The 26,750-nt window shown below is 35.8% G+C and carries 31 protein-coding genes and 1 pseudogene; 12 read left to right on the plus strand and 20 right to left on the minus strand.

The features are described 5' to 3' along the window. Positions 1 to 6 precede the first annotated feature (6 nt). The 5 genes from V7024_RS04985 to V7024_RS05005 all read right to left on the minus strand — a co-directional run bounded on the left by V7024_RS04985 (position 7) and on the right by V7024_RS05005 (position 5,520). Positions 7 to 939, minus strand: coding sequence for an ABC transporter ATP-binding protein (locus V7024_RS04985; protein ID WP_335516464.1), 933 nt, complete (start codon positions 937 to 939; stop codon positions 7 to 9). 138 nt (positions 940 to 1,077) lie between these two features. Continuing rightward, positions 1,078 to 1,740: a response regulator transcription factor gene (locus V7024_RS04990; protein WP_335516466.1), complete on the minus strand. Its 663-nt coding sequence runs from the start codon at positions 1,738 to 1,740 to the stop codon at positions 1,078 to 1,080. Continuing rightward, complete coding sequence (locus V7024_RS04995) at positions 1,737 to 2,930, minus strand: ATP-binding protein (RefSeq protein ID WP_335516469.1); 1,194 nt, start codon at positions 2,928 to 2,930, stop codon at positions 1,737 to 1,739. The genes V7024_RS04990 and V7024_RS04995 overlap by 4 nt, the downstream gene beginning before the upstream one ends. A 463-nt stretch (positions 2,931 to 3,393) precedes the next feature. Then, positions 3,394 to 5,253, minus strand: a complete 1,860-nt coding sequence (gene abc-f, locus V7024_RS05000; RefSeq protein WP_335516472.1) for a ribosomal protection-like ABC-F family protein — start codon at positions 5,251 to 5,253, stop codon at positions 3,394 to 3,396. 132 nt (positions 5,254 to 5,385) lie between these two features. Further along, positions 5,386 to 5,520, minus strand: coding sequence for an RAxF-45 family protein (locus V7024_RS05005; RefSeq protein WP_090917231.1), 135 nt, complete (start codon positions 5,518 to 5,520; stop codon positions 5,386 to 5,388). Positions 5,521 to 5,992: 472 nt separating this feature from the next. Here V7024_RS05005 and V7024_RS05010 point away from each other — a divergent pair, with 472 nt between their 5' ends. Beyond that, on the plus strand, positions 5,993 to 6,298 hold the full coding sequence (locus V7024_RS05010) for a YciI family protein (protein WP_335516475.1): 306 nt from the start codon (positions 5,993 to 5,995) through the stop codon (positions 6,296 to 6,298). 70 nt (positions 6,299 to 6,368) lie between these two features. Continuing rightward, the gene (locus V7024_RS05015) at positions 6,369 to 7,100 is read left to right on the plus strand and encodes a DUF4931 domain-containing protein (RefSeq protein ID WP_335516586.1); all 732 of its coding nucleotides are present in this window, start codon (positions 6,369 to 6,371) and stop codon (positions 7,098 to 7,100) included. Between the two features lie 18 nt (positions 7,101 to 7,118). Here the strand turns inward: V7024_RS05015 and V7024_RS05020 are convergent, their stop codons facing one another. From V7024_RS05020 to V7024_RS05030, 3 genes are all read right to left on the minus strand, one after another. Continuing rightward, positions 7,119 to 7,652, minus strand: coding sequence for a transglycosylase SLT domain-containing protein (locus V7024_RS05020; protein WP_335516478.1), 534 nt, complete (start codon positions 7,650 to 7,652; stop codon positions 7,119 to 7,121). A 350-nt stretch (positions 7,653 to 8,002) separates the two neighbouring features. Continuing rightward, entirely contained in the window at positions 8,003 to 8,761 is a 759-nt protein-coding gene (locus V7024_RS05025; protein WP_335516481.1) for a TatD family hydrolase, read from the minus strand. 899 nt (positions 8,762 to 9,660) lie between these two features. Next, positions 9,661 to 10,017: a YxeA family protein gene (locus tag V7024_RS05030; RefSeq protein ID WP_335516589.1), complete on the minus strand. Its 357-nt coding sequence runs from the start codon at positions 10,015 to 10,017 to the stop codon at positions 9,661 to 9,663. A gap of 236 nt (positions 10,018 to 10,253) precedes the next feature. On the opposite strand from V7024_RS05030, the gene V7024_RS05035 reads away from it, so the two are divergent. Next, positions 10,254 to 10,358, plus strand: a complete 105-nt coding sequence (locus V7024_RS05035) for a DUF3948 family protein (RefSeq protein WP_098916082.1) — start codon at positions 10,254 to 10,256, stop codon at positions 10,356 to 10,358. A 348-nt stretch (positions 10,359 to 10,706) separates the two neighbouring features. Here V7024_RS05035 and V7024_RS05040 read toward each other — a convergent pair whose 3' ends face one another. After that, entirely contained in the window at positions 10,707 to 11,318 is a 612-nt protein-coding gene (locus V7024_RS05040; RefSeq protein WP_335516489.1) for a lysophospholipid acyltransferase family protein, read from the minus strand. A gap of 324 nt (positions 11,319 to 11,642) precedes the next feature. Here V7024_RS05040 and V7024_RS05045 point away from each other — a divergent pair, with 324 nt between their 5' ends. Further along, a complete protein-coding gene (locus V7024_RS05045; RefSeq protein ID WP_306199820.1) occupies positions 11,643 to 11,744 on the plus strand; it encodes a DUF3948 family protein in 102 nt (33 codons plus the stop codon). Positions 11,745 to 11,806: 62 nt separating this feature from the next. Here the strand turns inward: V7024_RS05045 and V7024_RS05050 are convergent, their stop codons facing one another. Then, entirely contained in the window at positions 11,807 to 12,736 is a 930-nt protein-coding gene (locus V7024_RS05050; protein WP_335516496.1) for a helix-turn-helix transcriptional regulator, read from the minus strand. Positions 12,737 to 12,901: 165 nt separating this feature from the next. On the opposite strand from V7024_RS05050, the gene modA reads away from it, so the two are divergent. The 3 genes from modA to V7024_RS05065 all read left to right on the plus strand — a co-directional run bounded on the left by modA (position 12,902) and on the right by V7024_RS05065 (position 14,975). Continuing rightward, positions 12,902 to 13,702 (plus strand): molybdate ABC transporter substrate-binding protein, encoded by an 801-nt coding sequence (gene modA, locus V7024_RS05055; protein ID WP_335516499.1) that lies wholly within the window; start codon positions 12,902 to 12,904, stop codon positions 13,700 to 13,702. Between the two features lie 8 nt (positions 13,703 to 13,710). Next, entirely contained in the window at positions 13,711 to 14,385 is a 675-nt protein-coding gene (gene modB / locus V7024_RS05060) for a molybdate ABC transporter permease subunit (protein WP_335516503.1), read from the plus strand. A gap of 101 nt (positions 14,386 to 14,486) precedes the next feature. Further along, complete coding sequence (locus V7024_RS05065; RefSeq protein ID WP_335516506.1) at positions 14,487 to 14,975, plus strand: NUDIX hydrolase; 489 nt, start codon at positions 14,487 to 14,489, stop codon at positions 14,973 to 14,975. A gap of 23 nt (positions 14,976 to 14,998) precedes the next feature. On the opposite strand, the gene V7024_RS05070 is transcribed toward V7024_RS05065, so the two are convergent. Continuing rightward, positions 14,999 to 15,541: a GNAT family N-acetyltransferase gene (locus V7024_RS05070; RefSeq protein ID WP_335516508.1), complete on the minus strand. Its 543-nt coding sequence runs from the start codon at positions 15,539 to 15,541 to the stop codon at positions 14,999 to 15,001. Positions 15,542 to 15,866: 325 nt separating this feature from the next. On the opposite strand from V7024_RS05070, the gene V7024_RS05075 reads away from it, so the two are divergent. The 3 genes and pseudogenes from V7024_RS05075 to V7024_RS05085 all read left to right on the plus strand — a co-directional run. Beyond that, on the plus strand, positions 15,867 to 16,718 hold the full coding sequence (locus tag V7024_RS05075; protein WP_335516511.1) for a GRP family sugar transporter: 852 nt from the start codon (positions 15,867 to 15,869) through the stop codon (positions 16,716 to 16,718). A 135-nt stretch (positions 16,719 to 16,853) separates the two neighbouring features. Then, positions 16,854 to 17,663, plus strand: a complete 810-nt coding sequence (proC, locus tag V7024_RS05080; protein WP_335516516.1) for a pyrroline-5-carboxylate reductase — start codon at positions 16,854 to 16,856, stop codon at positions 17,661 to 17,663. A 2-nt stretch (positions 17,664 to 17,665) separates the two neighbouring features. Continuing rightward, positions 17,666 to 17,821, plus strand: a pseudogene (locus V7024_RS05085) (ABC transporter substrate-binding protein); the annotation flags it as partial. 36 nt (positions 17,822 to 17,857) lie between these two features. Here V7024_RS05085 and V7024_RS05090 read toward each other — a convergent pair. Together V7024_RS05090 and V7024_RS05095 are read right to left on the minus strand one after the other, a co-directional pair. Beyond that, positions 17,858 to 18,661 carry a YhgE/Pip domain-containing protein gene (locus V7024_RS05090; RefSeq protein ID WP_335516519.1) on the minus strand — a complete coding sequence of 268 codons (804 nt, stop codon included), beginning with the start codon at positions 18,659 to 18,661 and terminating at the stop codon, positions 17,858 to 17,860. A gap of 52 nt (positions 18,662 to 18,713) precedes the next feature. Continuing rightward, positions 18,714 to 19,295, minus strand: a complete 582-nt coding sequence (locus tag V7024_RS05095; protein WP_335516522.1) for a TetR/AcrR family transcriptional regulator — start codon at positions 19,293 to 19,295, stop codon at positions 18,714 to 18,716. A 184-nt stretch (positions 19,296 to 19,479) separates the two neighbouring features. Between V7024_RS05095 and V7024_RS05100 the strand changes: the two genes are divergently transcribed. After that, on the plus strand, positions 19,480 to 19,941 hold the full coding sequence (locus V7024_RS05100; RefSeq protein ID WP_020060769.1) for a YusW family protein: 462 nt from the start codon (positions 19,480 to 19,482) through the stop codon (positions 19,939 to 19,941). Between the two features lie 105 nt (positions 19,942 to 20,046). Here the strand turns inward: V7024_RS05100 and V7024_RS05105 are convergent, their stop codons facing one another. The 3 genes from V7024_RS05105 to V7024_RS05115 form a co-directional block, all read right to left on the minus strand. Continuing rightward, positions 20,047 to 20,283, minus strand: a complete 237-nt coding sequence (locus V7024_RS05105) for a hypothetical protein (protein WP_335516526.1) — start codon at positions 20,281 to 20,283, stop codon at positions 20,047 to 20,049. A 1-nt stretch (position 20,284) separates the two neighbouring features. Beyond that, positions 20,285 to 20,608, minus strand: a complete 324-nt coding sequence (locus V7024_RS05110) for a YbjQ family protein (RefSeq protein WP_272190904.1) — start codon at positions 20,606 to 20,608, stop codon at positions 20,285 to 20,287. A 203-nt stretch (positions 20,609 to 20,811) separates the two neighbouring features. Then, positions 20,812 to 21,336 carry a hypothetical protein gene (locus tag V7024_RS05115; RefSeq protein ID WP_335516530.1) on the minus strand — a complete coding sequence of 175 codons (525 nt, stop codon included), beginning with the start codon at positions 21,334 to 21,336 and terminating at the stop codon, positions 20,812 to 20,814. Positions 21,337 to 21,574: 238 nt separating this feature from the next. Between V7024_RS05115 and V7024_RS05120 the strand changes: the two genes are divergently transcribed. Further along, positions 21,575 to 22,219, plus strand: a complete 645-nt coding sequence (locus tag V7024_RS05120; RefSeq protein ID WP_335516533.1) for a glycosyltransferase — start codon at positions 21,575 to 21,577, stop codon at positions 22,217 to 22,219. A 61-nt stretch (positions 22,220 to 22,280) separates the two neighbouring features. Here V7024_RS05120 and V7024_RS24350 read toward each other — a convergent pair whose 3' ends face one another. The 4 genes from V7024_RS24350 to V7024_RS05140 form a co-directional block, all read right to left on the minus strand. Then, on the minus strand, positions 22,281 to 22,652 hold the full coding sequence (locus tag V7024_RS24350) for a hypothetical protein (RefSeq protein WP_438824438.1): 372 nt from the start codon (positions 22,650 to 22,652) through the stop codon (positions 22,281 to 22,283). 389 nt (positions 22,653 to 23,041) lie between these two features. Next, on the minus strand, positions 23,042 to 24,319 hold the full coding sequence (gene dctP, locus V7024_RS05130; RefSeq protein WP_335516536.1) for a C4-dicarboxylate transporter DctP: 1,278 nt from the start codon (positions 24,317 to 24,319) through the stop codon (positions 23,042 to 23,044). A gap of 122 nt (positions 24,320 to 24,441) precedes the next feature. After that, entirely contained in the window at positions 24,442 to 25,140 is a 699-nt protein-coding gene (locus V7024_RS05135; RefSeq protein ID WP_335516539.1) for a response regulator, read from the minus strand. Then, positions 25,130 to 26,731, minus strand: a complete 1,602-nt coding sequence (locus tag V7024_RS05140) for a sensor histidine kinase (protein ID WP_335516542.1) — start codon at positions 26,729 to 26,731, stop codon at positions 25,130 to 25,132. The genes V7024_RS05135 and V7024_RS05140 overlap by 11 nt, the downstream gene beginning before the upstream one ends. Positions 26,732 to 26,750: the final 19 nt, after the last annotated feature.

The raw sequence follows: 26,750 nt of genomic DNA on the forward strand, positions 1-26,750 counted from the left end.
TCCCCCTTAATCACGAAGTGAACGACCTGTTAGTTGTAAAAAGAGTGCTTCTAGATTCGGCTCTTGTACTTCAAGCTTTGCAATTTGTACACGATTTCCAACAACCTCTGAAACGACCATCCCAACTGCATCACTATGTGTTAGCGCAATATCAATGGTATTCGAATCCTCATCCGCTACAATACGCTCAACAACAGGAAGTGCTTGTAATTTCTGCAATAATTGTTGATCGTAACGATTGACCTGTAGCTTCACCATAAAACCATCTGCAAGACGATTACATAGTTCGCTTTTCGTTCCAAGTGCAATGACCTTGCCGTGATCTACAATTGCAATGCGCTCACATAAATACTCAACTTCCTCCATGTAATGACTCGTATAAATAACTGTCATTCCCTTTTCATTTAACTTTTTCACTGTTTCTAAAATATGATTTCTTGATTGTGGATCAATTCCAACTGTCGGTTCATCCATAATTAATAGTTCAGGTTCATGCATAAGTGCTGCCCCAATATTTACACGGCGCTTCATACCGCCTGAAAATGTTTCAACCTTATCTTTAGCGCGGTCTTCTAAACCAACATATGCTAACACCTCATCTGCACGTTTCTTTGCTGCCGCTCCGCTCAGGCCGTACATTTTCCCCCAGAAAATTAAATTCTCTTTCGCTGAAAGCGTCGGATATAACGCAATATCTTGCGGGACAACCCCAATTTTCTGCTTCGTATCCATTGGATATTCCTTCACAGACTTCCCGTCAACACGTATATCCCCGCTATCATACGGAAAGAGCCCGCAAATCATGGAAATGGTTGTTGATTTCCCTGCACCATTTGGACCAAGCAGTCCGAATGTTTCCCCTTTCTCAATCGAAAATGATACGCCTCTCACGACTTCTTTTTTCCCGAAAGATTTTGTAATATGATCTACGACTAGCATGTCGATTCAACCCCTTTAATGTAATCTCACTATGATTGTAAAAGAATCCCCTCATCTTTCCATCGCTCTTTAGATAGAAAATGCATAACAAAAAAGCAGCATTATCTGCTGCTTTTTCATACTTATCTATGCCAAAAGTCATATGTAAGCTGTCACACCGTACCGCACAGCAAAAATAGCTGCTTGTGTTCGGTCGCGAAGCTCCAATTTACTAATAATATTAGAGACGTGATTTTTTACCGTTCCTTCTGTAATAAATAGCTTCTCGGCAATTTCTTTATTATTTAATCCATATCCTAATTCCCGCAACACTTCCACTTCTCGTTCTGTTAACTGCTCTATTTGTTTTGGAGCATGTTGCTCAGCAATGCTATCTACTTTCGTTCTCTTCAATTCTTTTACAATTTCTGCGGTCATATCTTGCGGGAGTACAACTCCTCCTGCATGCACAGTTAAGATTGCCTGCACAATCGTATCTGTCTCCATGTCTTTTAATAAATAGCCGCTTGCTCCTTGTTCGAGTGCTGCAAAAATAAGTTCACTATCATTAAACGTAGTCAACATAAGTACTTTTATATGAGGAAAACGCTCCCTTATTAAACGTGTTCCCTCGACACCGTTTGTATGCGGCATACGGATATCCATTAGAATAATTTCAGGCTGAAGGTGTTCAGCATTTTGTACTGCTTCTTCTCCATCACTTGCCGTTCCAGCCACTTCAAGTTCTGGACGTAAATTTAATAACATCGCTAATCCATCACGAACTAACGACTGATCGTCAACAATCATAATTCGAATCATACCGCTCCCCCTATTATCCACGTCTTTTCCCTTAGTGGGAACTCTACGTTTAGTTGAAATCCTTTATCTTTTTCACTTTCAAACCGAATCATTCCTCCGCGTTCTTCTACCCGCTCTTTCATATTCATGAGCCCAAAACCAGGATTCACTTCATTTACTCCTGCTCCGTCATCAGAAATGGATATATGCACCTTTCCCTCCAAACAAGAAAGTTTCATTTCACATGTAGTTGCCTTACCATGACGCTTTGCATTTGTTAACGATTCCTGCATAATACGTAATATCGTTGGGTGTAATGACAACGGAATAACGGTTGGATCACCACTCAGTTTAAATATCGTTCTCACATTTGTTGCCTTCGAAAATTCACCTAGCATCCGCCTAACATTACCGACTAAATCTCCTGCATTCTCTTCTTCCTTCAAAGTTCGAACAGAGGCTCTCACCTCTTGCAACGATTTTTTCGCTAGCTCATGACATGTTCGCAAAATCGTTTCAGTCTGATCTGATTTCTGTTTCCATAATTCTTCAGCAAGCTGCAATTGAACAAGTAATGCCGTCATATTATGACCTACCGTATCATGAATTTCACGGGCAATATCATTTCGCTCTTTCACTGCCGTTAATTCTTCTACCTCTTTTGCATATAGCTGCAATTGCTCATGTGCTTCTTGAAGCGCTTCATGTGATGAAGTTAACTTTTCATACTGTTCATCTACCGTTTGGCGAGCTAATTTTAGTTTTTTAATTAACCCTCCAGAAAGAGCACTAAATACAACAAACATAAATGTAATAGCATTTCCCCCAATATTAATCGTTCCAAAATATTGATATGAATATATTAAAATAGCAAACCAACAGATAAAGAAAAATCCAATAAAAAAACGGGCTATCACTTTCGATTGAATATTAATAAATAAAGTTATCGCATCTACACCGAACAAAACTAAATACAAATCTACTTTTGGAAATAAGAATCCCAATATAGCCGTTACAATCCCATTCGATAACAATATAAAACATATTCGTCGCTCTCCGCTATGTGATGGCATAAGCAAACAATGATTCACAACATAAATCAAACAGGCAGCACCAACAAATAATTGCAAACCTAGTTCCCCATGTGGAATCTGCAGTGCATATATAACACAAATGAGCACAATCGTAAGTAGCCGGGCATATCCTAGCATACAGTTTCACCTCGTATTCAAACAAAATATATAGAATCCATATTCTTACCCCCTTTATCCCCTCCTTTTAAAAATAGGAATGTTGCAACAAAATTCCAATATATAGAAACTACAAGTGTTTTATGTTAAAGTGGCATTGTGGTTAATATGTAAAGGAGAATGATACTTATGAATCTAAAACTTAAAAGACCTTTAATTTTATTGATTCCCTTATATATTATTTTCGTTTTATTTGATTATAAAAATTATAATCAATTTAAATGGATTGAGAATATTATACAATCCGTATTTTTTGTAGTCTTTTATGAATTTTTTATGTGGTTATTTTCTACAAAAAAAGAATCAACCTCTAAACATTAAGCAGATTACGTATAATACAACAACAAAGTAATAACTTAAATGAATTTATATATAAAATACATACACACAATTTAAAAAGCTGGTATACACCAGCTTTTTAGCTCTACATATCTATACTATTCTCCAAATCCTCATATAATTTTGTTCTTACCAACTCTTTTTGCTCTTTTTCATGATGCAGCTTCTCCAGCTCTGCAATATTTTTCGTTTTAGCCATTTGGCAATCTAACTCGTATATACTTTGCTCTACATTCATAAGCTGCTCTTCCAGATTGATAATCTCCTTATTTATAGGCTCTGGCACGGCTGCTACTCGTTCCTTTTTCACAACGCTTCGTTGTTCTTTTTCTCTTTTCTCTTGCCACTTTTCACGTGCCCAAGCGTAATTCCCAGTAAATCCATACGCTGTTTGATTATCAATCCAATACGTTTTAGGGAACAATTTATTTAAGAAATAACGGTCATGAGAAACAGCCAAAATCGTTCCATTATACTGTTCAAGCGCTTCTTCTAACACTTCTCTCGATTCAATATCAAGGTGATTTGTCGGTTCATCGAGTACAAGAAAATTAATATCTTGATGCATAAGCTGGGCCAATCGTAAACGCATTCGTTCGCCCCCGCTTAATTGATTTACTTTTTTAAATACAGCTGGTCCGTAGAATAGAAAGCGAGCAAGTATATGACGCGCTTCTCCTTCCGTTACTGCTACCTGCTCCCTGAACATTTCTAATACCGTTTGTTTACTGTTCACTTGCATATGTTGAGACAAATAGCCAAGCTTTACTCCGCTACCAACGCGAATTTCACCTGTATCTGGATTCATTTCTTGTAATAATAATTTCAATAACGTTGTCTTTCCTGTACCGTTCCGTCCAACAATCGCAACACGTTCTTGAAAACGAACATGTAATTCTACATTTTGAAATAACACATATTCATCAAAATTCTTTCCCACTTCTTTCATGATTACAACGTCTTTCCCGCTTCGTTCTTGTCCTTCAAACTGAAGACCCATTTGCTTATGCTCTAAAACTGGTTTCTTCAATTTCTCCATTCGCTCTAGAGCGCGTTCCATATTGCGAGCACGTTTATGCAATCCCTCGTTTGGCGGATTTGCTTGATTGGCCCACTCCCTAAGCCTTTTAATGGCTTCCTTCATTTTCTTTATTTTCTTTTGCTGCTCTTGATATGCTTGAAACTCTTGTAATAATCTTTCTTCTTTCTCCTTTACAAACTGTGAATAATTCGTATGGTATACATGTAATTCTCCATCTTCTAAATCAAAAATCTTCGTTACGACTTCATCCAAGAAATAACGATCATGTGAAATGACAACGACTGTCCCACCGTATTCCTTTAAAAATTGCTCAAGCCATTCTACTGCGAATAAGTCTAAATGGTTTGTCGGTTCGTCTAGGAGCAATAAGTCCGGCTTTTTAAGGAGCATATATGCAAGACTCACTTTCGTCTGTTCACCGCCGCTTAGTTCTATAAAGCTGCGCGAAAATAATTCCGTTACTTGCAGACCATTAGCCACTTTCATCATATTCGCTTCTATTTCATAACCACCTAGAAACGAAAACTGTTCCTGTATTTCTCCGTACTCCGCCATTATTTTTTCCGTAACGTTTACGGCCATCTTCTCTTCAAGTTCCCGCATCTTTCTTTCTAATGCTTGCTCTTTCGCAAATGCAGAACGTAATACATCATATACAGTCATTCCTTCCGCAAACTTCGGAATTTGAGCAACATGACCAATACGCGTACCTTTCTTCATGTGTATCGCACCGCCATCCACATGCTCAATTCCTGTTAACAGTTGAAAAATTGTTGTTTTCCCACTGCCGTTTCGCCCAACTAAACCAATGCGTTCGCCTTCTTTTATTTCAAATGATATATTTTCAAATATGATATTTCCACCAAACGTCTTCGCTATATTATTTACACTACAAATCATCATCTTTTCCGTACTCCTTTCAACGTAAAAAAGCCATGAGTAAAGAACCTTACCCACGGCTTTCATTTCAAAATAGAAAAGGGAACCACCATAGTTCCCTTTTCACACGTTTCTATAAAATGGGTGAAGAGACTTCTATCGTTCAATAGTTATTATGAAATTGCTAAAAAAGGGCATACGTATCCCGTTAGCAACTACACGATGAAAAATTGCACGACAAATGTAGATAAAATCTAAAAATTGCGTGCGCATAACTATAGAACGATTCATCTCTTTCACCTCTTTCGTACGGAATTTTATACTTACCTTTTCATTATACTCTCCTAAAATACGTTTGGATAGTCATTTTTCTGAAAATAATGTAAATAGACATATTCACACACAAAAGGCAGCTGTGGCTCAAAAATAAAAGGAGGAATAACACATGATAGATATTGTAAAAACCGTTATTCACATTTTAGTTGACGCAAAACCAATCGTTGATGAAATTAACAATTTATGAAACGGTAACGAAAACAATAAAGACGAGATATCCTAACTCAAGCAGGATATCTCGTCTTTATTTTGCTCCATAGCAAATTGCTGTTGGACAATTTTTTTATAATATGCATGATTCTCCATCAGTTCCTCATGTGTACCTACACCAGTAATATTCCCATTTTTCCTAATTCCACTATAAAGGATTTAAAATGACTTTTCACGAATATGTACTAGTTGGAATATGACAAATAGGGGGAGAAATATGTTTTTAGCAATGGTAAATTATATCCAACCACTTGAAGTTGTAGAGCACTATCTAGAGAAGCACATTCAATTTTTAGATAAATACTACGACCTAAACAAGTTCATATTTTCAGGCCGCCGCAATCCTCGCGTTGGTGGAATCATTTTAATAAATACCGCATCGAAACAAGAGGCAGAAGCAATTATAGCGGAAGATCCATTTTATATTCATAACATTGCTCGTTACGAAATAATCGAATTTACACCGACAAAATATGCAGAACCTTTTCAAGTATTTCTTAACAACACTCCGAATACAAGGTAATTTCTCATATACATATGGCTACAGGGGGAGAAAAATGGAGACACAACAACAGTTATACTTTGTAAATTAGATTAGTCAACAAAAACCAAACAGCATGCAAAATAAAAAAACAACTTGCCCATTTTGTGATCACACACAACTAAGCGATATTTTAGAAACGGACGAAACAATTATTTGGCTAAAAAATAAATATCCGACATTACAAAATACATTACAAACAGTCATTATCGAAACTAATAATTGTCATGATCATATTGCAACCTATACACAAGAGCATATGCGAAAGCTTATCCGATTTTCAGTTGGGCACTGGTTATCGTTAGAAGAAAGCGGAAAATTCCAATCTGTTATTTTATATAAAAACCATGGGCCTCTATCAGGGGGAACAATCCACCATGCACACATGCAAATTATTGGTATGGAACAGGTCGACTATCGACAAAATGTAAGAACGGAACATTTTAAAGGAATCGTTGTAAGCAAAGAACACGGAATTGAACTAAATATTTCTACTCATCCCATTATCGGGTTCACAGAGTTTAACATTCTAATAGAAAATACAACTCAAATTAACCTAATGGCTGATTATATTCAAAAAACGGTACGCTACGTATTACACGATTTTCATAAACGGTGTAATAGTTATAACATGTTCTTTTATAACTTAGATGGAAACATTATATGTAAAATCGTTCCACGGTTTGTCGTTTCACCACTATACGTTGGCTATAACATCCCTCAAGTTTCTACGCAATTACAAGCAGTAAAAGAACAGCTAGAGACATATTTTACAGAAAAATAGAGTAGGTCATCACGTAACCTACTCTTTCATAACACCTTTATTTTGGTAATACACATTCTCTAATCCAATATTATATTTCATATTTTTATCCGTCCACTCTGTTCCAAGAGTACCAGGCCAGCCGGATGTGTTCGCTACATATTTAAGTAACTCAAATTCTGTTAACCCTTTTTCCATACCTCTTTTATACCCTTTTGCCAAATGAGGCATAGCAATTTCAGCATTTTTGCGCGGATCTTTTAACTCCTCATCTGTTACATTCTCAGGAGCAAGTCCACCACCGCGATGCAGTTGAAACAACCCAAACGATGTTCCACGGTCTCCAACAGCCTTTGGATTAAAACGACTCTCATGCTCGGCAATTGTAAGAGGTATCCACTCTGGGAGATTATATTTCTTAGCCTCTTCGCCAATAATTTGTTTCATCTGTTTTGCTTCTTCTGAATCAACATAACTCGTTTGGCTTACAGGTTTTCCCGCACCTTCTGATTCGCCTCGAAAAAACATATATACTCCAAAAACAACTAAGAACCCTATAAAAAATTTCTTCATGTATATTACCTCTTCTTTCGCTGAAATTTGTCCCCTTTCAGCATTACGTATATACAACTGCTTCATTATCTATCATACCAATAATATACAGCTCCAACATCCTTCTTAAGTCTGATTTTGCGATGCAGAAGATACGAAACAAATAGAAAAATGTAACATTTTTCTATCAATCATTGAAACTAGTTTAATGTTTCAACATATAATTTGCTGCTATGCAGAATACATCATGACCTGCACTTACTTGCTCCCTTCGTACGTGGCAGGAAAAGGCCCTGACCGCTTCTACGCATGTCCAGACGCTCTCGCCCACCTAAAAGAAAAGGGTTTTTATGTCCTTTTTTAACTTGAATTTATATATTATAAAATTGAACTGTATTTTTATAGATCGTTTCCGCTGCATCTTCAAGCGATAGTCCTTTTATTTCACTTACACTCTTTAACACTTGCAAAATCATACTTGGATGCGTCATTTCATCATTAAATTTCCACGGTCCATCTGTTTCCACCATAAGATGTGATAACGGATAAAAAGCAGCAATATCTTTAATTTTTTCTTTATATACAATATCAGGGGTAACCGAAATATAATACCCATTCCCTATCATTCTCTCCATCGTTTGTTCACTTCCCTTAAACCAATGAAAATGAGCATGGCGTATTTGATAAGATTCAAGTAAATCACAAACAACTTCCGCATCATCGTATACAGCGTGTAATACAATTGGTAAATTATATTTTTGAGCCATATGTACAAATCTTTCTAGCATTTCAATATATGGCTCTAGCAACAATGTCGGATTTTCTTGGCGTAAATAATAAGGTAAACCAACTTCTCCAATCGCCGCAATACGATACGCTTCTTTATCAATTAATTTACAAATTTTTTCGCATTGCTTGAAATCAACGTCTTGCTCAGGATGATACCCAAGAGCTGGATAGATAAATGAATAATCCTTCGCTAACTCCAATGTTTGCTGACAAGAACGATAATTCATCGACACCGCGATCAGTCCTGCTATTTCCTTCGTCTTTTTTATATCTTCAATTAACTGGAATTGCTCTTCTCTTTTATATTGATCCAAATGTATATGACTATCAATCCATTTCATTTTTATCACCTTTTCTTGGCATTGTATATAGATTCATTTTCCAACATATAAGCCGTTTCTATGCATGGCCAGATGCTCTCGTCCCCCTAAGAAGAAAAGGTTTTATGTCATCAACTTGTATTTATATAGTACAACTTTCTAAAATGTATATAAAATAAAAAAAACAAGAAGGCTTGCCTTCTTGTTCATTTATTTATTAAACAATAAAGTTTGTAATTATATCAAAAATCCCAATACATACAATCGCAACACCAAAGTAGCTAAAACACTCTACTAACGGAAACTTAACTACTTCTTCTTTTTGCATCTCACTCGTCTCCCTTCTATAATCTCCCTAACTTTTATATCTATTTCTATTATGAGAGAAATATGACAAAAGAGCCATTGAATTTGCTTACGTAAACCTTACATTTTTGTAAGATAGAAAAATAGTCCCATCTCTTTTGAGATGAGACCCACATTTAGTTGGTTGTTAATCCTTTTCATCACATTATTGATTCAGACAGAAAGATGTATTTCGTTCTTTCTGCTTTTAGTATAGGTTATGTTCGTGATCACAACTATCGAATTACATTACACCTACCTTACAATATTGTAATATGTCGTAATCACTCAGCTATAAATTTCATTTAGAAGTTTGGCAAGGGGTATTATTCCAGTGAAAATACGCCCCTTATTACCTATAGAATGTTATTTTCATTTTTCAGCATATAGGTTGCTGCCATGAAGATAAAAATGGACCTACACCTTGCTACCTTTCTTTGTTTTAAAACTTTTCGCGTGGCAGGAAAAGGCCCTGACCGCTCCTATACATAGCCAGTCCCTCTCGACTATTTAAAAAAATGCTTTTCTGTCGGTTTTTCATAGAGTGACTGAGTAGTTACACTATGTCTTTCTTTTTATTGTATCGTTAAAAGTTTCCCTCTCGCATTCAACGGAATATCCTCTTTATCTATTTCAACTAATCTCTCCGCATAACGTCCTTTTGCAATGATTTCTAACAGTTCATTTTGTTTTAACATTTTCTGAATCGTTTTTGTAATCTTCTGTTCCCGTCCATCTTCATCGTATCCAACAAACTCATATTCATACCAGCCATCTCCAATATGTTGACCAATACCTTTTACGATTGTGTAATACGCTTTCGTTTGATAAAACGGATTATATTTATCGATTACTGGACCAAGCTTTGTTGGTAATAGTAAGACAACGATAGCAATACTAGCAAGTACCCCCAAAAATACACGTCTCCGTATTTTTTCCACTTTGGTTTCCTCCCTTGCACTTTATACGTAACCTTTCTCTCAGTTTAGAAAAAAAAAGGAACACCTACCATTGAACTGCCTTACACTTCTATTACAAAAATGTAAGCTTTCTGTAAGCTAACTCGATGGTTAAAACGCCCCTGATTTCGTACAATGAAATCAGAAACAGGGCAGCAACAAATAAAAAAACTGTTTCTACTAAATCAAACAAGTAAGGAGAGATCATAATGGAAAACCAAATGACTTTTAACAAATTTGATTACGTTGGACTTGCTAGCGGTGCGGCTCTTCTTACAGCATTCATTTACGTTGCCGCAGTAATTCTTATATAATTTTGTGTCCCCTTTCCCCTTATATAGATAAATTTGAAAAGACGACCTTCTATGCCAGGTCGTCTTTTCCTATTACTATTATGCTGTTTTATCCCGCTATTCGTGGGCAGTAATACCTCCACCTCAAAATTCAGCGAAAGCATTTTCCAGTTCCAGTGGCTAGAATGTTCGGTCGTTTCACCCCCTCGGACGAGGCAAAAAGCGCCTCTCTGTCAGGGGCGTGAGCGTCCTGCGATTCTGAGCGAGCCGCTTCCGCTTTTCTGAAGAAGTTAGTTGGGAGCTAAACTGCCTGTAAAAGCCCGATTGATTCAACTAATAATCAGTGGGTGATAAAGCCCCCCCCACTGATTAAAGTTTCACTTTATCTTCTTGCAACGTTTCTTTTAACTGTGTAAACGTCTCATTTAATTTTTCTGTCATCAGTCGCATCACTTCTTTACGATCCATTTGCGCCGACTGCTCCACTTGAATCGGATCACCAAAAATTAATTGCGCTCTTTTTCCACGAAACAATTCTTTTAAACTGTTAGGCCCAACGTATGCAGCCGGAACTAATGGAACATTAGAACGAAAGGCAATTGTAACGGCTCCGGCTTTCAATGAAGTCGCTTCTGCTGATCTCGTTCCACTCGGAAAAATCCCAACAACTTTTCCTTCTTTTAATAACCTAGATGGAATTTTCAGCGTACTCGGTCCCGGGTTTTCACGATCAACCGGAAACGCATTTACCCCATTAAAAAACCAATTCCCAAATTTACTTTGAAACAGTTCCTTCTTTGCCATGTAATAAATTTTCGTTGGTAACATTCCCGTTGCTAACATGACAACATCCATCCAACTTGTATGTGTACAAGCTACAACATATGCTCCGCCTTGCGGTAATTTTTCTTTTCCATATATTTCTACTTTTCCAAATGTTTTAAATATATATTTCAACAGCCTTACAATGAATGTATACATTCGACCTGTTCCCTTCTACAATTTAATTTTTTATAACTGTATTATTTATCCTTAATTATAACACTAAGTATTAATAGTTGGTAATAAAATTAAGTGACAATTTTTAAAATCTTTTCCTTACAAAACTGTAATCCTACTGTAAGCTAATTCGATAGTTACCCCCTTTCACCTGTCATATACTTAAAACAGAAACAGGACAACAAAAACACATCGAAAAGTCACTCACATACTAAACAAGGGTCGCAACTACGATGCGGCTCGTGTTATCCCCCTTATCGATACAAAAATTGTTGCTACTGATTACATAAGTAAGGAGAGATAACTATGAATAACATTACTTTTAACAAATTTGATTACATGGGACTTGTAAGCGGTGCGGCTCTTCTTACAGCAGTTGTTTACGCACTCGCACATGTCCTTGTATGAAAATGCACTCCCCCCTTTATATAAATGAAAAGTGCTGCTTGTAATCTTACAAGCAGCATTTTTTAATTTGTTTCATATATAATTTGACCTGTTTTACTTATATCATAACCACCAATAGCACGCAGTTCATTTTGAAATTCAGGAGACTGTAATACCTCTTTTACTGTTTCAATCAGCTCCATGTTTTCTTCTGTTTTTAAAATTACCAAATCGTAACGTTCTTGTATAAGCGGAACAAAATCTACATTTACAATTTGCGCTACTTTTTCTGTTCCTACTCCTACATCAGCTTTTCCATTTGCAACTTGAGAAGCAACGCCAATATGATTTGATTCTTCCCAATCATAGCCATAAATGCCCATTTTCGATATTCCGTTTATACGCAATTGTTCATCAACAAGAACACGAATACCAGATCCTCTTTCCCTATTTACAAATTGAATGGATGTATTACATAAATCATTCCATGTCTGCACTTGTTTTGGGTTTCCTTTCTGTACATAAAAACCTGATGTTCTTGATAATAAATTCATAACAACACAAGGCTGTCCAACTAAAATTCGTTTTACATACGGAATGTTGTATTCTCCCGTATCCCCATCGAACAAATGAAGACTAACAATGTCTCCTTTTCCTTGATACATCTGAACCAAACTTGTTAAACTCCCTTGATATGCCCGCAGCATATTAGAAGCTTTCAAACGGCTCTCTACATGTTTCGTTAACATATCTAAAGATAAATCTTGTCCACTGATAATACAAGAATCAGATTTACTTGGCCGGTTCATTACTTGCATAGATGAAGAAACTGCCTGTACTTTTCCTGTTTTCATCTCTGTAATATATTGCTCTAAATCACTTGCATCAACACGCATTTGTCTACCAACTCGATAAGAGGGTAATTCACCTTTTTTAATCAAATCATACACTGTTAATTTCGATACTTTTAACCGCTTCGCTACTTCTTCTGTTGTGTAGGAATGATGATCCATAAACCGATTCCTCGCTTTCTGCCTTCATTGTAACAAAAATAACAGTTTTGCTTCTATTTATTTTCACTATCGTGAGAAAAATCACAACATAACTAAATATAACTATTTATAATTAATTATATTTAGTTATAATTAAACTAGGGATGAAAGAAGGGAGAAATGAAGATGAACAAGTACATATTTCGTTTTATTTGCAGTATTTTATTCACACTACTTCTCGTAATAAGTACGGGATGTACAAGCACAAATAAACAAGAAAAAACAACTGCTAAAGAAGAAAAGGTTGAACTTACCATTTCTGCAGCAGCTAGTTTACAAGATGCACTAAAAGAGATTCAAACACAATATAAAAAGAAAGAACCAAATATAAAGCTCTCATTTAACTTCGACGGTTCTGGCAAGCTTCAACAGCAAATTGAACAAGGAGCTCCCGTTGATTTATTCTTCTCTGCCGCAGAAGATAAATTTCAAATGCTCGTAACAAAAGGACTTATTGATCAGAAAGAAGGGAAAAATCTACTCGGCAATGAGCTAGTATTAGTTGTTCCTAAAGATAATAATCTAAAAGATTTTCAATCGTTAAAAGATGAGCAAGTAACAAAAATCGCACTAGGTACACCTGAATCTGTTCCAGCTGGAAAATACGCAAAAGAGGCGCTTACTCATTTAAATCTTTGGAACGACCTTCAAAATAAAATCGTATACACAAAAGATGTGCGCCAAGTATTAACATACGTAGAAACAGGAAACGTTAATGCAGGGATTGTTTATAAAACAGACGCCCTTATTTCACAGAAAGTAAAAATCGCTAACACAGCACAGGCAAATTCACACGAACCAATCCACTATCCATTAGGTATCGTAAAAGCAACGAAACATAAAAAAGAGGCAACTGCTTTTTATGAATATTTACAATCTAAAGATGCTATAGCTATCTTTAAAAAATATGGTTTTACAGTGCTGTAATCGTAACGATGATATTTGATACATTTTGGTCACCTATCATTCTTTCACTAAAAGTTGCTGCACTTTCTACGATCATTGTGATGGTATTCGGAACGGTAATTGGCCGTGTTTTAGCTCGATCTTCGAAGCGCTATAAAATTTTATTAGAAACCATTTTTCTATTACCGATGGTACTGCCGCCCACTGTAATTGGATTTTTTCTCATTATCATCTTTGGAAAAAACAGTCCCATCGGTCAGTGGATCGAAACTTTGTTTCAACAATCGATTATGTTTACATCTTGGGCTGCTGTGATTGCTGCAACTGTAGTTGCATTTCCGCTTATGTACCAATCAGCAAAAACGGGTTTTATCATTGCAAATGAACAAATTGAAGACGGAGCTAGAGACCTTGGAGCAAATGAATTACAAGTGTTCTTACATGTAACATTACCACTCGCGTTCCCTTCTCTACTAGGCGGAATGATTTTAAGTTTCGTCCGCGCTCTAGGAGAATTTGGTGCAACGCTTATGTTCGCTGGTAATATTCCCGGTAAAACACAAACGATTCCAACCGCAATTTATATGGCAATTGATGCAAGTAACATGCCGCTTGCCTGGGCACTCGTTCTTACAACTGTCGGTATGTCAATTGTCTTTTTATTACTCATTCAATTTATCAATAAAAAGGTAATTTCTTTCTAGCAGTAGCTTTCGACAAAGCTACTGTTTTTTATATTATTTCCCGCGAAATGAAATGGAAATTAGACGTTTATGTAGAATTATAGAAAATAAGGGGGAATTATATGTATAACCAAACACTTTGTTTTATCCGAAACGACGATGAAATACTAATGCTAAATCGAGAAAAAGCACCGCTGCAAGGCTTGTGGAATGGCGTTGGTGGTAAAATAATAGAAACAGAAACGCCAATGGCATGTATTCTACGTGAGATTGAAGAAGAAACAGGACTACATTTAACAGAGCAAGAAGTCATCTATAAAGGAACATTATCATGGACAATCGACAATACAAATTCCGGTGGATTATACCTGTTTACCGCTAATCTTCCAGCTCATATTTCTTATCACACGCCAAAAAAAGTAGCTGAAGGTATTTTAGATTGGAAGCATATTTCTTGGATTTTATCTAAAGAAAATAGAGGGATAAACTCTTTAACAAAGCACTTTTTACCCACGGTTTTACAAGATGATGGCGTATATGACCATACTTCTGTTTTCTACAACAATCAGCTTGTGCACTACGAACAAAAGGAACATGTAAATGTAAAATAGCCTCTTTAGCAGAGGCTACTTTGCTATATATTTCGGCAGTACCTGCAAGATACTGCCGGTTCTTCTTCTGTACTTCCTTGACTTGGGCGTTCAAACTGTTTTACAAATCCTTTTGCTTCATAAAAGGGAATTCCTTTTTCATTCCCCTCGGCAACCGACACCCACTGCTCTACAATCCCTTTTTCTTTTTGAATTTCTGTAAAATAATCTACTAACAATGTCCCGATTCCTTCTCTTCTTCGATTCGGATTTAAATACAGGACAAAAATTTCTCCACACTTTTCACCTGTTGTGCCTCCACCAATTGCTCCAACAACTTTCTCGTTTTCCAATGCGACGAACCATCCATACCAATTTTCGTTATTCGTCAGTACTTCCTTATGAATACGCTCGTGATTATAGTATTCTTCAATCACACGATCGATATATTCCTGACTATGCAAACCATCATACGTCGCTAACCATCCATCTGTACAAACCTTGGCAATCCCTTCGATATGACTTGTATCTGCTCTTACCACTTGAATCTTATTTGTTTTCTGTTCTTGCACTACATAATCTTTCACACCCTACATCCCCTTTATATTCTATTTTCCCCCTACTACACCAATTCAAATGGATAAAAATCCAAATTGTTACAATTTATTATATATTCAAATTTCCACATAAACTATTACAATTTTCATATTCATAGAAATATACATTCTATTTGAATTTACTTTCTAAAAGAGACTCTTTCCTGTTATTATATGAAGGTGCCAAAAAAGGAGATATGAAAACACATTTATATAATGACAGCGTTCCCCTTATAAACATCACTACTTCATCGTTTTAACGATAATCGTTAGAACTACATATATTTTATTGATATAACAAGAAGGGAGTCTTGTAATGGACATTTTATTAGCACTTCTTCCTGCATTAGCATGGGGAAATGTTTTATTAGTAAGTGTAAAAATGGGTGGCGGTGCATATAGCCAAACGGTAGGTATGACAATTGGTGCTCTATTCTTCGCAACAATTATGTATGTATTTACAACACCGGCACTATCTTTAACTATATTAATTGTTGGCTTTGTTTCAGGCTTATTTTGGGCTTTAGGACAAGTCAATCAACTAAAAACAGTTCAAACATTAGGCGTTTCAACAACAGTTACTATTTCAACAGGTATGCAGCTTGTAGCTACTTCTATCTTTGGGGTTATTGCATTTCATGAGTGGACAACTACTACTACAATCATCATGGGAACGATTGCAATCCTTTTAATCGTAGTCGGTGTTGTTTTTACTTCTTTAGATGATAAAGAAAATGCACAACCGCCGGGACAATTGAAAAAAGGGTTACTGACTCTAATTGTTTCTACTTGCGGTTATTTTATGTATGTAATCATTATTCGTTGGTACAACATCGATGGCTGGGCGGCTATTTTACCGCAAGCGGTTGGTATGTTTGTTGGAGCATTTGTACTGACATTTAAGCATAAACCATTTAACAAATATGCAATTCGTAATATCGTATCTGGTCTACTTTGGGGAACAGGTAACTTATTCTTACTTCTTTCTTTACCACGAGTTGGTGTTGCAACAAGCTTCCCATTATCGCAAACAGGGATTATCATCTCAACGTTTGGTGCAATTGTCTTCTTAGGTGAAAAGAAAACAAAACGTCAAATGGTATTTATCGCGCTTGGCAGTGCTTTAATTATTGGCGGGGCTATTCTTCTTGGTATGACAAAAGCTTAATGGTACATCCTAGTTTCGGAAATGCTACTTTCTGAGACTAGGATTTTTTTGTATACAAGTCTTTTCTTTTTACAATTCTCTTTTATCAATGTTATCGTTTTAGCAATACATTTCCTACAGGAAGGATCAAAAAATATGCAAAAGAAACAAAGAGTGTTATTTATTGGTGCAGGTCGTATGGCTGAAGCCCTTTTTGCCGGACTCCTTCATACAAGTAAAGAGCATATTGTTGAGATTGTCGTATCCAATCAACGAAATCAAGAAAGACTCACAGCGCTGCATGAAAAGTATGCTGTTTCTACGACAACGGATTGGAAACAATATGTGGCAGATGCTGACGTTATCGTCTTAGCAATGCCTCCAGAAGCGCATGAACAACTGTTAACTGAACTCTCTCCACTTGTCAGCAATCAATTTATTGTAACAGTTGCAGCCGGTATTGGACCTTCTTATTTAGAATCAAAGCTTCCTAAAGGTACTGCCGTTGCTTGGATTATGCCAAATACAGCTGCTACAATTGGGAAATCCATTTCTTTATACACAGCAGGCTCTTTTGTAAGCAAAGAGCATATTGAAATCTTGCAAATGTTAGTGAAAGGTATTGGAGACGCACAATTATGTACAGAAGAAGAAATTCATCAACTAACAGCTGTCACAGGAAGCGCTCCTGCCTTCCTCTACTATTTTGCTGAGAGCTTAATTGAAGCAACAAAGCAGTATGGTATCGATGAAATGACTGCAAAACATCTCGTGATCAAGATGATTACCGGATCTGCTTCTATGCTAGAGAGCGAAAACAATCCTGCTCTACTTCGTGAACAAGTAACCACACCAGGCGGCGCAACTGCAGCTGGTTTGGAAGTGTTATATGAAAATAATTTCATGAACATAATTCAAGAAGCAATTGGAGCAACAAATAAAAAGGCTAGTGGAAAAGCAATTTAATTTTAAAACAAGCAGAAAAAATCTTATTTAAAGATGCTGTAATCTCACCTCTATATCAAAACGGAAAATCTTATTTACAGCGCTCTTATGTAAAAGGTATCGTTGAAGTTGATTTTGCAGGTCCATTAAACTTCAAATGGACAAAAATTGAAAAGTAATATACAAAAGGTATCCCCAAAAGGATACCTTTTTCTTTATGCTTCATTCCCTTTTATTACAGCTTGATTTCTCTTGAGTGAGATAGATATTTTATATCCAACCACAGCGATTATTTGAGTCACCGCAATAATCATGCATAAATACATAATATTTCTTGTTAGACTCTCTCCTCCAAATATAATTGTGTAATATCCATCTGCTGCGTATGTCGCAGGGAGTAATGTTCCAATTGTTTGATACGTATGTGATAGCATGACATGCGGTACCATGTTGACGGAAAATCCTTTCGCATCATTTACTTTATGAATCGTAAATCCAACTGAATCTTCCGTTAATCCTTTTATTGCTTCTGCGCTTCTTGGTTCCATAGCTTGCAACTTCCCAGCAACTGCTTGCTGTTTATAGCTTGATACCTCTTTATTTACATTGTCACGAACTTGCTTCGCAGCTTCTTCCATCATCTGCTTTGCCATCATAGCGCTTGCTTGGTTAATATGGAAATTTAAATCCGCCTTTCCTTTTTCACTTATATCTTTTGAAAAAGAAGCTGGAATTTCAATAATCATATCGTATACATGTTTATCCATTTCCTCTTTTGCTTTTTCCATAGACTTCTCTTTCTTCACTTGAAAAGGCAGGTTGTTCTGTAAACCTTGTGCGATTTTACTTCCCATGTTCGCATCTTGATTCACAATAGCAATACGGATTTGATCTGCTCTTTCATATACCCCGTCATACGCTGTTAGCCAAACACAAAAGAAAATAAGTTGGAATGCCAACGCTACCACAATTCCTATATACGTACCTGGTATTTTTAAAAACCGTTTAAATGTATTCATCTTCTCCTCCTTAGCAAGCAAGTACATACTTGCATTTATTTTTAAATAAATACTAGGGTCTTAATGCCCTAGCATATAAGGTAATATTATTTTCAATAAAATTCTCATCATTGATTTTCATGATTCGATTGTCAAAACGTAATTTGGATAGAAAATAACCAAAATTAATCCATATAAAATTCATGACTTGTGCTTCAATATTTGTATGGATAATTTTCCCTTTTTGCTGCATCTTTTCAAAATAAATCATCAATTCTTCTTTTAAGCCTTTTGGTATCTTAGCAATTTCATCATCTAATTCAGGAAATTCACCTGTTTCGCGTATACCAATAGAAATCATATCCTTCACTTCATTCAAAAATTTATGATAGTGCCTCGCTAAATTCTTCAAATCTGTTTCTAATTCCCACACAATTTCTGTTTGTAAAAACTGTTTTAAATGTGGTACATATGAAAATTCATAAACGGCTGCTTCAATGATGCCCTTTTTGTTTTTAAAATTACGAAATATGGTTACTTCATTGACGCCAGCGCGCATTGCGATTTCTTTCGTTGTTGCCGCTTTATATCCTCTTTCTTTCACTAACTCAATTGTTGCTTGAATAATTTTCTCTGCTGTCTTTGAGCGCGCCATATAATCCTCTCTTTCCAATGCAAGTAATCACTTACATTTAGATTATATAACTTTTCTAATTATTGTCAATCCGTTTTTTGGAAATTTTTAAGAACGATACTCGGAAAAATAATTACTCTTTCTTACATAAAAAGATAAATATTGGAAAAACTTTATTTGAAAACAACTAAGGAGGCTTTACAAAATGAGAATCTTATTTTCAATCCTTTTAGCATTCATGCTATTACCTGCAATGACAGGCTGTACACCTAAGAAACAGGATACAACTACTGATAAGAAAACGACAGAAGGTGGAAAACAAGCAGCTAACCAAGATTTAAAATTAAGCTTTAATGAATTTGATTTAAAAGCAAACTACAAAGATACAAAGAAAGACTACGAAGCTGACTATAAACATAAAACAGCAAGCGACAAGCCTGAGGTAAAATTAGAAGATCGTAAAACAAATGAAAAGCTAGCTGGAGATGAAGCATTAACAAAGCTCACTCCACTATTACAACAACTAAAATTTGATAAAGACACAAAAGATGAAGATGTCATTAATCAAGTAGTAGATGTATTCCAACTGGACAAAGACTATGAAAAATTCGACTTAGAAGTTGTCTTTACAGATGGAACGAAAAAAGAATATAAAATGCCAAAGTAAAAGGTGAACTCTAAAAGTACACCTATATGTATCATGAAAATCCGAACAGATAGAAATAAAGTAGCCCTTTTAACTTTCGTCTAAAGGGCTACTTTATAAATTTTTTTATTTTTCATTAAAACATTTTCTATGAAATCTTTTCCCATCCATTTTGTTATAATATACTTCATATTTCTCTCTCGTAGTTGGATCAAAGTATATTTCTCCTGTAAATAAATACCCTTTGGGTACTTCTGTACCATGATTATCTTGTAATCTTTTATCTTTTCTCTTAGCCATTAGTAAAATAATAAGGAAAATAATGATCTGTACACAAAAGTATATTACAATACCTTTCCACATACTATTCAACCTTTTCTACAATAACAGCTGTACCATACGCTACAATCTCACTCATATTATGACTTAGGCTTCCTGAATCAAAACGAACCATAATAATCGCGTTTGCACCCATTGCTGCGGCATTTTCAACCATGCGATCTAACGCATATTTTCTTGCGTCCTCAAGCATCTCTGTATACTGTAAAATCTCTCCTCCAAATAACCCTTTGAATGCAGCCATAATATCTTTCCCTAATCCTCTTGCTCGCACCGTTAATCCAAATACCGTTCCCAAAGTCTGTTTCACTTCATAACCTGGTAAGCTCTCCGTTGTTACAACGATCATTTCATTCAACTCCTTTAATATTATTATCATTATCAATAATGATAATAATAATATATGCAAAGAATGTCAAACATTCTTCAATTTCGGTTAAATATTTATAAAGTGAAACTTTAATCAGTGGGGGTCTTACTGCTCACGAATAGCGGGATAAACTAACTAGATACACCTTATGAAATAAAAAATAACTTTGTTTGAAAACAAAGTTATTTCGCTGATTTCTCTTCTTTTTTAAAACGGTCATAATAATTAACTGCTGTAGAAAGGTGCACCTCAATATCGCGAATGAATGAAGTGTCTCCTTCTTTCACTAATCGGTCTAATTTTTTCACCGCTTGTTCTGTTTCATTTAAAAAACCTACGTATAATTCATTTTCTCTTTCTTTTGATTTTGGAACCCGAATTTCTTTACGCACATTCTCAATATCTGCTAACGTATTGTCCGTTACCTTTTGTACGTCTTCTTTAAACTCCGGGAGTTTCATTGCCTTTCCAGATTGCTCTTCCGCTTTTTTCCAAAGCTTCATAGCCTCATTTACTTCATTATTAATTTTGTCTTCATATTGACTATGTACAGATTGATACACTTTCAAATCTTCAGGATTGTCTTCTTTATGGTTTGTTTGCTCTACTTTTTCTTTCGTTTCTTGTTTTGCTTCTTTATTACTAGTACATCCGGTTAATAGTAATGCACTACTAAGCAGAATCGCGCCCCAAGCTTTTTGCTTCATTTTAAACTGCTCCTTTTGTTCACTGTATGTCTTCTATCATTATTATAGCGATAACAAGTAAAAATTTACACGTATCTGCTCTCATTTCTACCTACAGCGATATTCTGTTCACAATATCGTCACTTTATCCACATTGCTTATATGACAATCCCCTTTTGTAGGTAAGAAGAATAAAACTAGCAAAGGAATACAAACTAACAATAGAACATTTATGTAAATCAAAAAGGAGAAGATGCCCATGAAAAAGCTACTCTTGAAATTCACGCTGTTGCTTATGTCTTGTACTTTCCTCTTGTCGCCAGTAAAAGTAGGCGCAGAAGAAAAAGCACGCATACAAAATCCTTGTCCTAGCCAATCAGCAATACAACTGAAAGATGATTTAAGAATACTTTGGATCGACCATACAATATGGACAAGGAATTATATTATAAGCGCCTTAGCAGGGCTGAAAGATCAAGATAAGGTACTAGCAAGACTAAAAAACCAAGATGATATTGGAAATGCAATAAAGCCATATTATGGGGAAGCAGCTGGTAATAAGCTGGCCAAACTATTAAGAGAACACATTCTTCTTGCAGGAAAAGTAGTAGTTGCAGCAAAAAGCGGTAATCAAGCAAATTTAAAAAAGTTTAACACAGAGTGGTATAAAAATGCTGATGACATCGCTCAGTTTCTTAGCAGCGCCAATCCAAATTGGCCAAATGCTGCATTAAAAGACCTATTGTATACACATTTAAAATTTGTTACAGATGAGGCTGTAGCAAGAATTAAAAAAGATTGGGATGCAGATATTCTTGCTTTCGATGAAGGAGAAGACCATATTATTAAAATGGCCGACATACTTGCAGAAGGTATTATAAAGCAATTTCCAAATAAATTTTAACAGCGCAAAGCTCCTTCCTAAATAGGAAGGAGCTTTGCTTTTAGCCCGCTATTGTAACAATTCAATACTTAAATTGTGGTTCTGTTTGTAGATAATAACCATTCCTAACATGCCCTACCCAGTTAGCAAAGAATTCTCTCCATGAAACACTATTAAAAAATGCGTCTACAGACTGTGTTTCCGAATTCCAATCTAATATTAAAAAGGGAGCATTTCCTAATTGCCAAATCCCCCTATTAACATCCGTTCCGGTTTCTCGAATTAATAATAATGGTAATCCGTATTGATAACCCATTGATGGTTCGATTTGTGAAAACGGAGTCCCTTCCCAAAATGGTGTTTGTGGTTCAAACGGCCCAACATTTGTTCTTAAACCTTGAACAAAAAATCTTTGAAAATTGACCGCTATTAATCCATAACTAGATAATACCATTCTCCGTATACTTGTTAATGGCGCTTCAGGATATTGATCACTTCGAGGGATTGTACGAGGAAACAGAAGAGCTTGTTCAATTTCTAAAATAAGTCGATCTAAAAATTGTTGTTGCAGTCGATTTAAAGTATTTACTGTACTTAAAAATACAGGAATTCGAAAAGCTTGATCAATTGCCTGCTACAGCTTTGCAGAATGATAGACACCTTGTTCAGTATTTATATAAGGACTACCAGTCACGTTTTCTTCCATTAGTATCTCTCCTTCCTTTTTGTTAATTAGTATATGTAATTTAAAAAAGAAAGTTTGGACATGGTTGGAGAATGGATTCAATAAACTAATAAAAAACTATCCACCTATTCTAGTGGATAGTTCCTTCTATTTATGCATTATACAGCTTCCTTCGCCCCTGTTAATGCTTTTATACCAGAAACGGCTTCTGCATGCTTTGCTTCATCAAATTCATTTTCACTCTTTGCGACAACGATTGTCGCAATCCCGTTTCCAATTAAGTTTACGATGGCTCTTCCTTCACTCATAAAGCGATCGACCCCAAGAAGTAACGCTAATCCTTCTAAAGGAATAACCTTTAACGCAGCTAACGTAGACGCTAATACAATAAATCCACTTCCTGTTACACCTGCAGCACCTTTAGACGTTAACATAAGCACTAAAATAATGGTAACTTGCTGTCCAATTGTTAAGTCGATACCAAATACTTGTGCTAAAAAGACAACTGCCATGGATAAATAAATAGATGTACCATCAAGATTAAAGGAATAACCTGTTGGAATAACAAGACCAACAACAGATTTTGAACAGCCATATCGCTCCATCTTATTCATCATTCTTGGCAATACAGATTCAGAAGAACTTGTTCCTAATACAATTAATATCTCATCTCGAATGAACTTTAAATAATTCCATAAACTAAATCCATACATCTTACAAATAATATTTAAAACAACAAAAACGAATAAGAACATCGTTATATATACTGACATCATTAATTTCCCAAGTGGTACAAGCGAAGCAAGTCCAAAGTGACCGATTGTATATGCCATAGCACCAAATGCCCCAATCGGTGCAGCTTTCATTACATAACCAATAATTTTAAAGAATACGTGTGAAAGTTTGTCTAAGAAATCAATGACTGAGTTTCCTTTTTCCCCAAGAGCCGCTAATCCTACGCCAAATAAAATGGAAAAGAATAATACTTGTAAAATATCACCTTTCGCAAACGCATCAACCATATTAGACGGAACGATATGGGTTACAAACTCAATCCAGTTAAGGCCATGTCCCCCGTTTTGGGTATACTTTGATACGTCTCCTTTTGCAAGCTCATTAAAGTTAAGGCCTTCTCCTGGCTTCATAACATTTACAACAATTAAACCAACAATAAGTGCAAAGGTTGTCACTACCTCAAAATAAATAAGAGCTTTTCCGCCGACCTTACCTACCTTTTTCATATCTCCCATTTTGGCAATACCGAGTACAATTGTTAAGAAAATAATCGGTGCAATTACCATTTTTACAGCATTGATAAATGTGTCGCCTATCGGTTTCATTTCTTTACCAACACTTGGCCAAAGTAATCCAACTAACACCCCAAGTACAATAGCTGCTAATACTTGAAAGGTTAAATTTTTAAAGAGTCGTTTCACTTTTCTTCTCACTCCCTTGATTTTTCTAAATTTTCTCTCTGTTTATTTCTAACATAATGATAGCGTTTACATGGAAAAGTGAGAAGTTTATGGTCATAACGAATATTTTGTTCATTTTGGTCTTAACTTTTTGTTTCTCGAAACACATAACGATTAATCGGTCTTCCAACTCCGCCATACTGAACTGCCAAGTGAATGACACCTCTTTTTTCTAAATAATCTAAGTAACGACGAGCCGTCACTCTAGCGATCCCAATAGCACGCGCCACATCTTCAGCAGAACGGGGTTCTTCTTGCTGTTTTACATACGTTACAATTTCATTTAATGTAAACTCGTTCAAACCTTTTGGTAAATTGCTCGTCGTTCTCTCAGAGCGCCCAGAATATAATAATAAATCCAGCTGCTCCTGCGAAATAGAACCAGAATCTCTTAAACTTATTCTATATTGGCGATACTTCTCTAATGCTTGCTGGATGCGATGCAACTTAAAAGGTTTAATAATATAATCTATTGCTCCATTTTGCAGCATAAGTTTAATCGTTTCCCTATCTTTAGCAGCAGAAACAACAATTACATCCGTTTCTAATTGCTGTTTTCGAAATTCCTGCAATACTTGAATACCATCCTTTTTAGGCATAAAGATATCCAAAATAACAAGATCTGGATTCATTTCTTTTACAAAGCGAATCCCCTCCTCGCCATTGCTGGCGATAGCAATTACTTGAAACCCTTTTACACTTTTTATAAACTCTTTATTTACTTCCTGAACCATTGGATCATCCTCTATTAGCACTACTTTAAATTCCTCTTTATACGCCATACAATTCCGCCTCCATCCCCATTGGAAAAGTAATGATAAAGCTAGTTCCTTCACCTTCAAAAGATGAAATTCTAATTTCTCCTCTTCCTTTTTCAACAATTTGTTTTACTAGAAAAAGACCATAACCCGTCCCGTCACGTTTATTCACAGTAAACCCTTTTTCATATAACCTTGGTAAATGTTCTTCTTGTATCCCGCATCCATTATCCTCTATTAATATCGCACACACATCCTCTGACTGCTCAATACTAATATCAATTCTCTTATTCGCTGCCTCAATTTGTTCAAATGACCCAAATGCGTTTTCTATTAAATTGCCTAATAATACAACAAAATCATGGTGATCTAATTGGTACGGAAAAGCTTCTAAATAACTATTTTGATCAATATTCACTTGAATTCCGAGCTCTTTTCCTCTACTTATTTTACTTAAAAGAAGCCCTGCAACGGCATCGTTTTTAATTGTCTCATTTAAAAAGTTTGCTACGTTCTCCTGTTCTTCTGAAGTGTTATAGGCAAGTTGTAATGCCTTACCGGCTTTACCGAGCTGAATTAAGCCTGCGATTGTATGAAGCTTATTCATATGCTCATGACTTTGCACGCGCAGTGCCTCAACAAAGTTCTTCACCCCAGTTAATTCTTCCGCAAGCTTCGTTACCTCCGTACGATCTTGGAAAATTGCCACAGCTCCTATTAATTCATTATCCTTCTTAATAGGTATACGATTGCTTAAAATGACCTTGCCACTTACCTTTATCTCTTCATTGTATACCGCTTGATTTTTCTCCACGATTTCCGGAAGCCTTGTATCCTGTAATATTTTACGAATAGGCTGTCCGACAACATCTCCAGTTACATGAAAAACTTGCTTCGCTTTCTCGTTAAAAACCGTAATCTTTTCTTGATTATCAATCGCAATCACCCCTTCATTCATGGAATGAAAGGTTGCTGTCCTTTCTTCAAGTATTCTTTTAATCTCATATGGTTCCAACTGAAACATCTGTTTTTTTATATGATTAGCGAGCATTAATGAACCTATCAATCCAAGTATTAAAGTTAAGATGACTATAAAAAGAATTTCTCCCCTTAATTCACTCATAATCTCAAAAAAGTTTGGTATCTTATTTCCTACAACAACAACGCCGATTTGGTTTAAGTTTTGATCTTTAATAGGCATAAAAGCACGAATAACAGTACCTATTTCTCCCTTTGCTTTTGAAAAATAAATATGTTCTGCAAATGCCGCCTCTTCATCGGCTCCTTTTGAAACTTTTCCAATCATTTCTTTCACGGGATGCGAATACCGAACTCGTTCCATATTCATAACAACAATATAATCTGTTTCATTAATAACCCTAATATTTTCAATAACAGAATTTAACGTTACCCACCCATTTTTTTCTTGAAGAGACTTCTTTACATCTGACATTTCGGCTACTGTTCGCGCTGTATTCATAGATCTAATTCTTAATTCTTTCTCTTCTTTTTGTTGAATATTGGCGACTATAATCCCGCCACCAATCATGAGTGAAACGATAACAACTGCATAAGAAAGAATCGTAATCTTCCAACGGATTGGTAAATTCCTCACACTTGGACCTCCTTTCCTC

The sequence above is a fragment of the Bacillus sp. JJ864 genome (genome assembly GCF_036963045.1).
GTDB classification, from domain to species: Bacteria; Bacillota; Bacilli; order Bacillales; family Bacillaceae_G; genus Bacillus_A; species Bacillus_A pseudomycoides_C.

What these genes read in the sequence shown, in the direction of transcription:
- modA (WP_335516499.1), top strand. Translation starts at nt 12,902, where the DNA reads ATGAACAAGTACATATTTCGTTTTATTTGCAGTATTTTATTCACACTA.
- V7024_RS05005 (WP_090917231.1), bottom strand. Translation starts at nt 5,520, where the DNA reads ATGAATCGTTCTATAGTTATGCGCACGCAATTTTTAGATTTTATCTAC.
- V7024_RS05050 (WP_335516496.1), bottom strand. Translation starts at nt 12,736, where the DNA reads ATGGATCATCATTCCTACACAACAGAAGAAGTAGCGAAGCGGTTAAAA.
- V7024_RS24350 (WP_438824438.1), bottom strand. Translation starts at nt 22,652, where the DNA reads ATGGTATTATCTAGTTATGGATTAATAGCGGTCAATTTTCAAAGATTT.
- V7024_RS05045 (WP_306199820.1), top strand. Translation starts at nt 11,643, where the DNA reads ATGAATAACATTACTTTTAACAAATTTGATTACATGGGACTTGTAAGC.
- V7024_RS05115 (WP_335516530.1), bottom strand. Translation starts at nt 21,336, where the DNA reads ATGAAGCAAAAAGCTTGGGGCGCGATTCTGCTTAGTAGTGCATTACTA.
- V7024_RS05095 (WP_335516522.1), bottom strand. Translation starts at nt 19,295, where the DNA reads ATGGCGCGCTCAAAGACAGCAGAGAAAATTATTCAAGCAACAATTGAG.
- V7024_RS04985 (WP_335516464.1), bottom strand. Translation starts at nt 939, where the DNA reads ATGCTAGTCGTAGATCATATTACAAAATCTTTCGGGAAAAAAGAAGTC.
- V7024_RS05110 (WP_272190904.1), bottom strand. Translation starts at nt 20,608, where the DNA reads ATGATCGTTGTAACAACGGAGAGCTTACCAGGTTATGAAGTGAAACAG.
- V7024_RS04990 (WP_335516466.1), bottom strand. Translation starts at nt 1,740, where the DNA reads ATGATTCGAATTATGATTGTTGACGATCAGTCGTTAGTTCGTGATGGA.
- V7024_RS04995 (WP_335516469.1), bottom strand. Translation starts at nt 2,930, where the DNA reads ATGCTAGGATATGCCCGGCTACTTACGATTGTGCTCATTTGTGTTATA.
- V7024_RS05035 (WP_098916082.1), top strand. Translation starts at nt 10,254, where the DNA reads ATGGAAAACCAAATGACTTTTAACAAATTTGATTACGTTGGACTTGCT.
- V7024_RS05040 (WP_335516489.1), bottom strand. Translation starts at nt 11,318, where the DNA reads ATGTATACATTCATTGTAAGGCTGTTGAAATATATATTTAAAACATTT.
- abc-f (WP_335516472.1), bottom strand. Translation starts at nt 5,253, where the DNA reads ATGATGATTTGTAGTGTAAATAATATAGCGAAGACGTTTGGTGGAAAT.
- V7024_RS05135 (WP_335516539.1), bottom strand. Translation starts at nt 25,140, where the DNA reads ATGGCGTATAAAGAGGAATTTAAAGTAGTGCTAATAGAGGATGATCCA.
- V7024_RS05090 (WP_335516519.1), bottom strand. Translation starts at nt 18,661, where the DNA reads ATGAATACATTTAAACGGTTTTTAAAAATACCAGGTACGTATATAGGA.
- V7024_RS05020 (WP_335516478.1), bottom strand. Translation starts at nt 7,652, where the DNA reads ATGAAGAAATTTTTTATAGGGTTCTTAGTTGTTTTTGGAGTATATATG.
- modB (WP_335516503.1), top strand. Translation starts at nt 13,711, where the DNA reads ATGATATTTGATACATTTTGGTCACCTATCATTCTTTCACTAAAAGTT.
- V7024_RS05075 (WP_335516511.1), top strand. Translation starts at nt 15,867, where the DNA reads ATGGACATTTTATTAGCACTTCTTCCTGCATTAGCATGGGGAAATGTT.
- V7024_RS05120 (WP_335516533.1), top strand. Translation starts at nt 21,575, where the DNA reads ATGAAAAAGCTACTCTTGAAATTCACGCTGTTGCTTATGTCTTGTACT.
- V7024_RS05025 (WP_335516481.1), bottom strand. Translation starts at nt 8,761, where the DNA reads ATGAAATGGATTGATAGTCATATACATTTGGATCAATATAAAAGAGAA.
- V7024_RS05105 (WP_335516526.1), bottom strand. Translation starts at nt 20,283, where the DNA reads ATGTGGAAAGGTATTGTAATATACTTTTGTGTACAGATCATTATTTTC.
- V7024_RS05100 (WP_020060769.1), top strand. Translation starts at nt 19,480, where the DNA reads ATGAGAATCTTATTTTCAATCCTTTTAGCATTCATGCTATTACCTGCA.
- V7024_RS05065 (WP_335516506.1), top strand. Translation starts at nt 14,487, where the DNA reads ATGTATAACCAAACACTTTGTTTTATCCGAAACGACGATGAAATACTA.
- V7024_RS05010 (WP_335516475.1), top strand. Translation starts at nt 5,993, where the DNA reads ATGTTTTTAGCAATGGTAAATTATATCCAACCACTTGAAGTTGTAGAG.
- proC (WP_335516516.1), top strand. Translation starts at nt 16,854, where the DNA reads ATGCAAAAGAAACAAAGAGTGTTATTTATTGGTGCAGGTCGTATGGCT.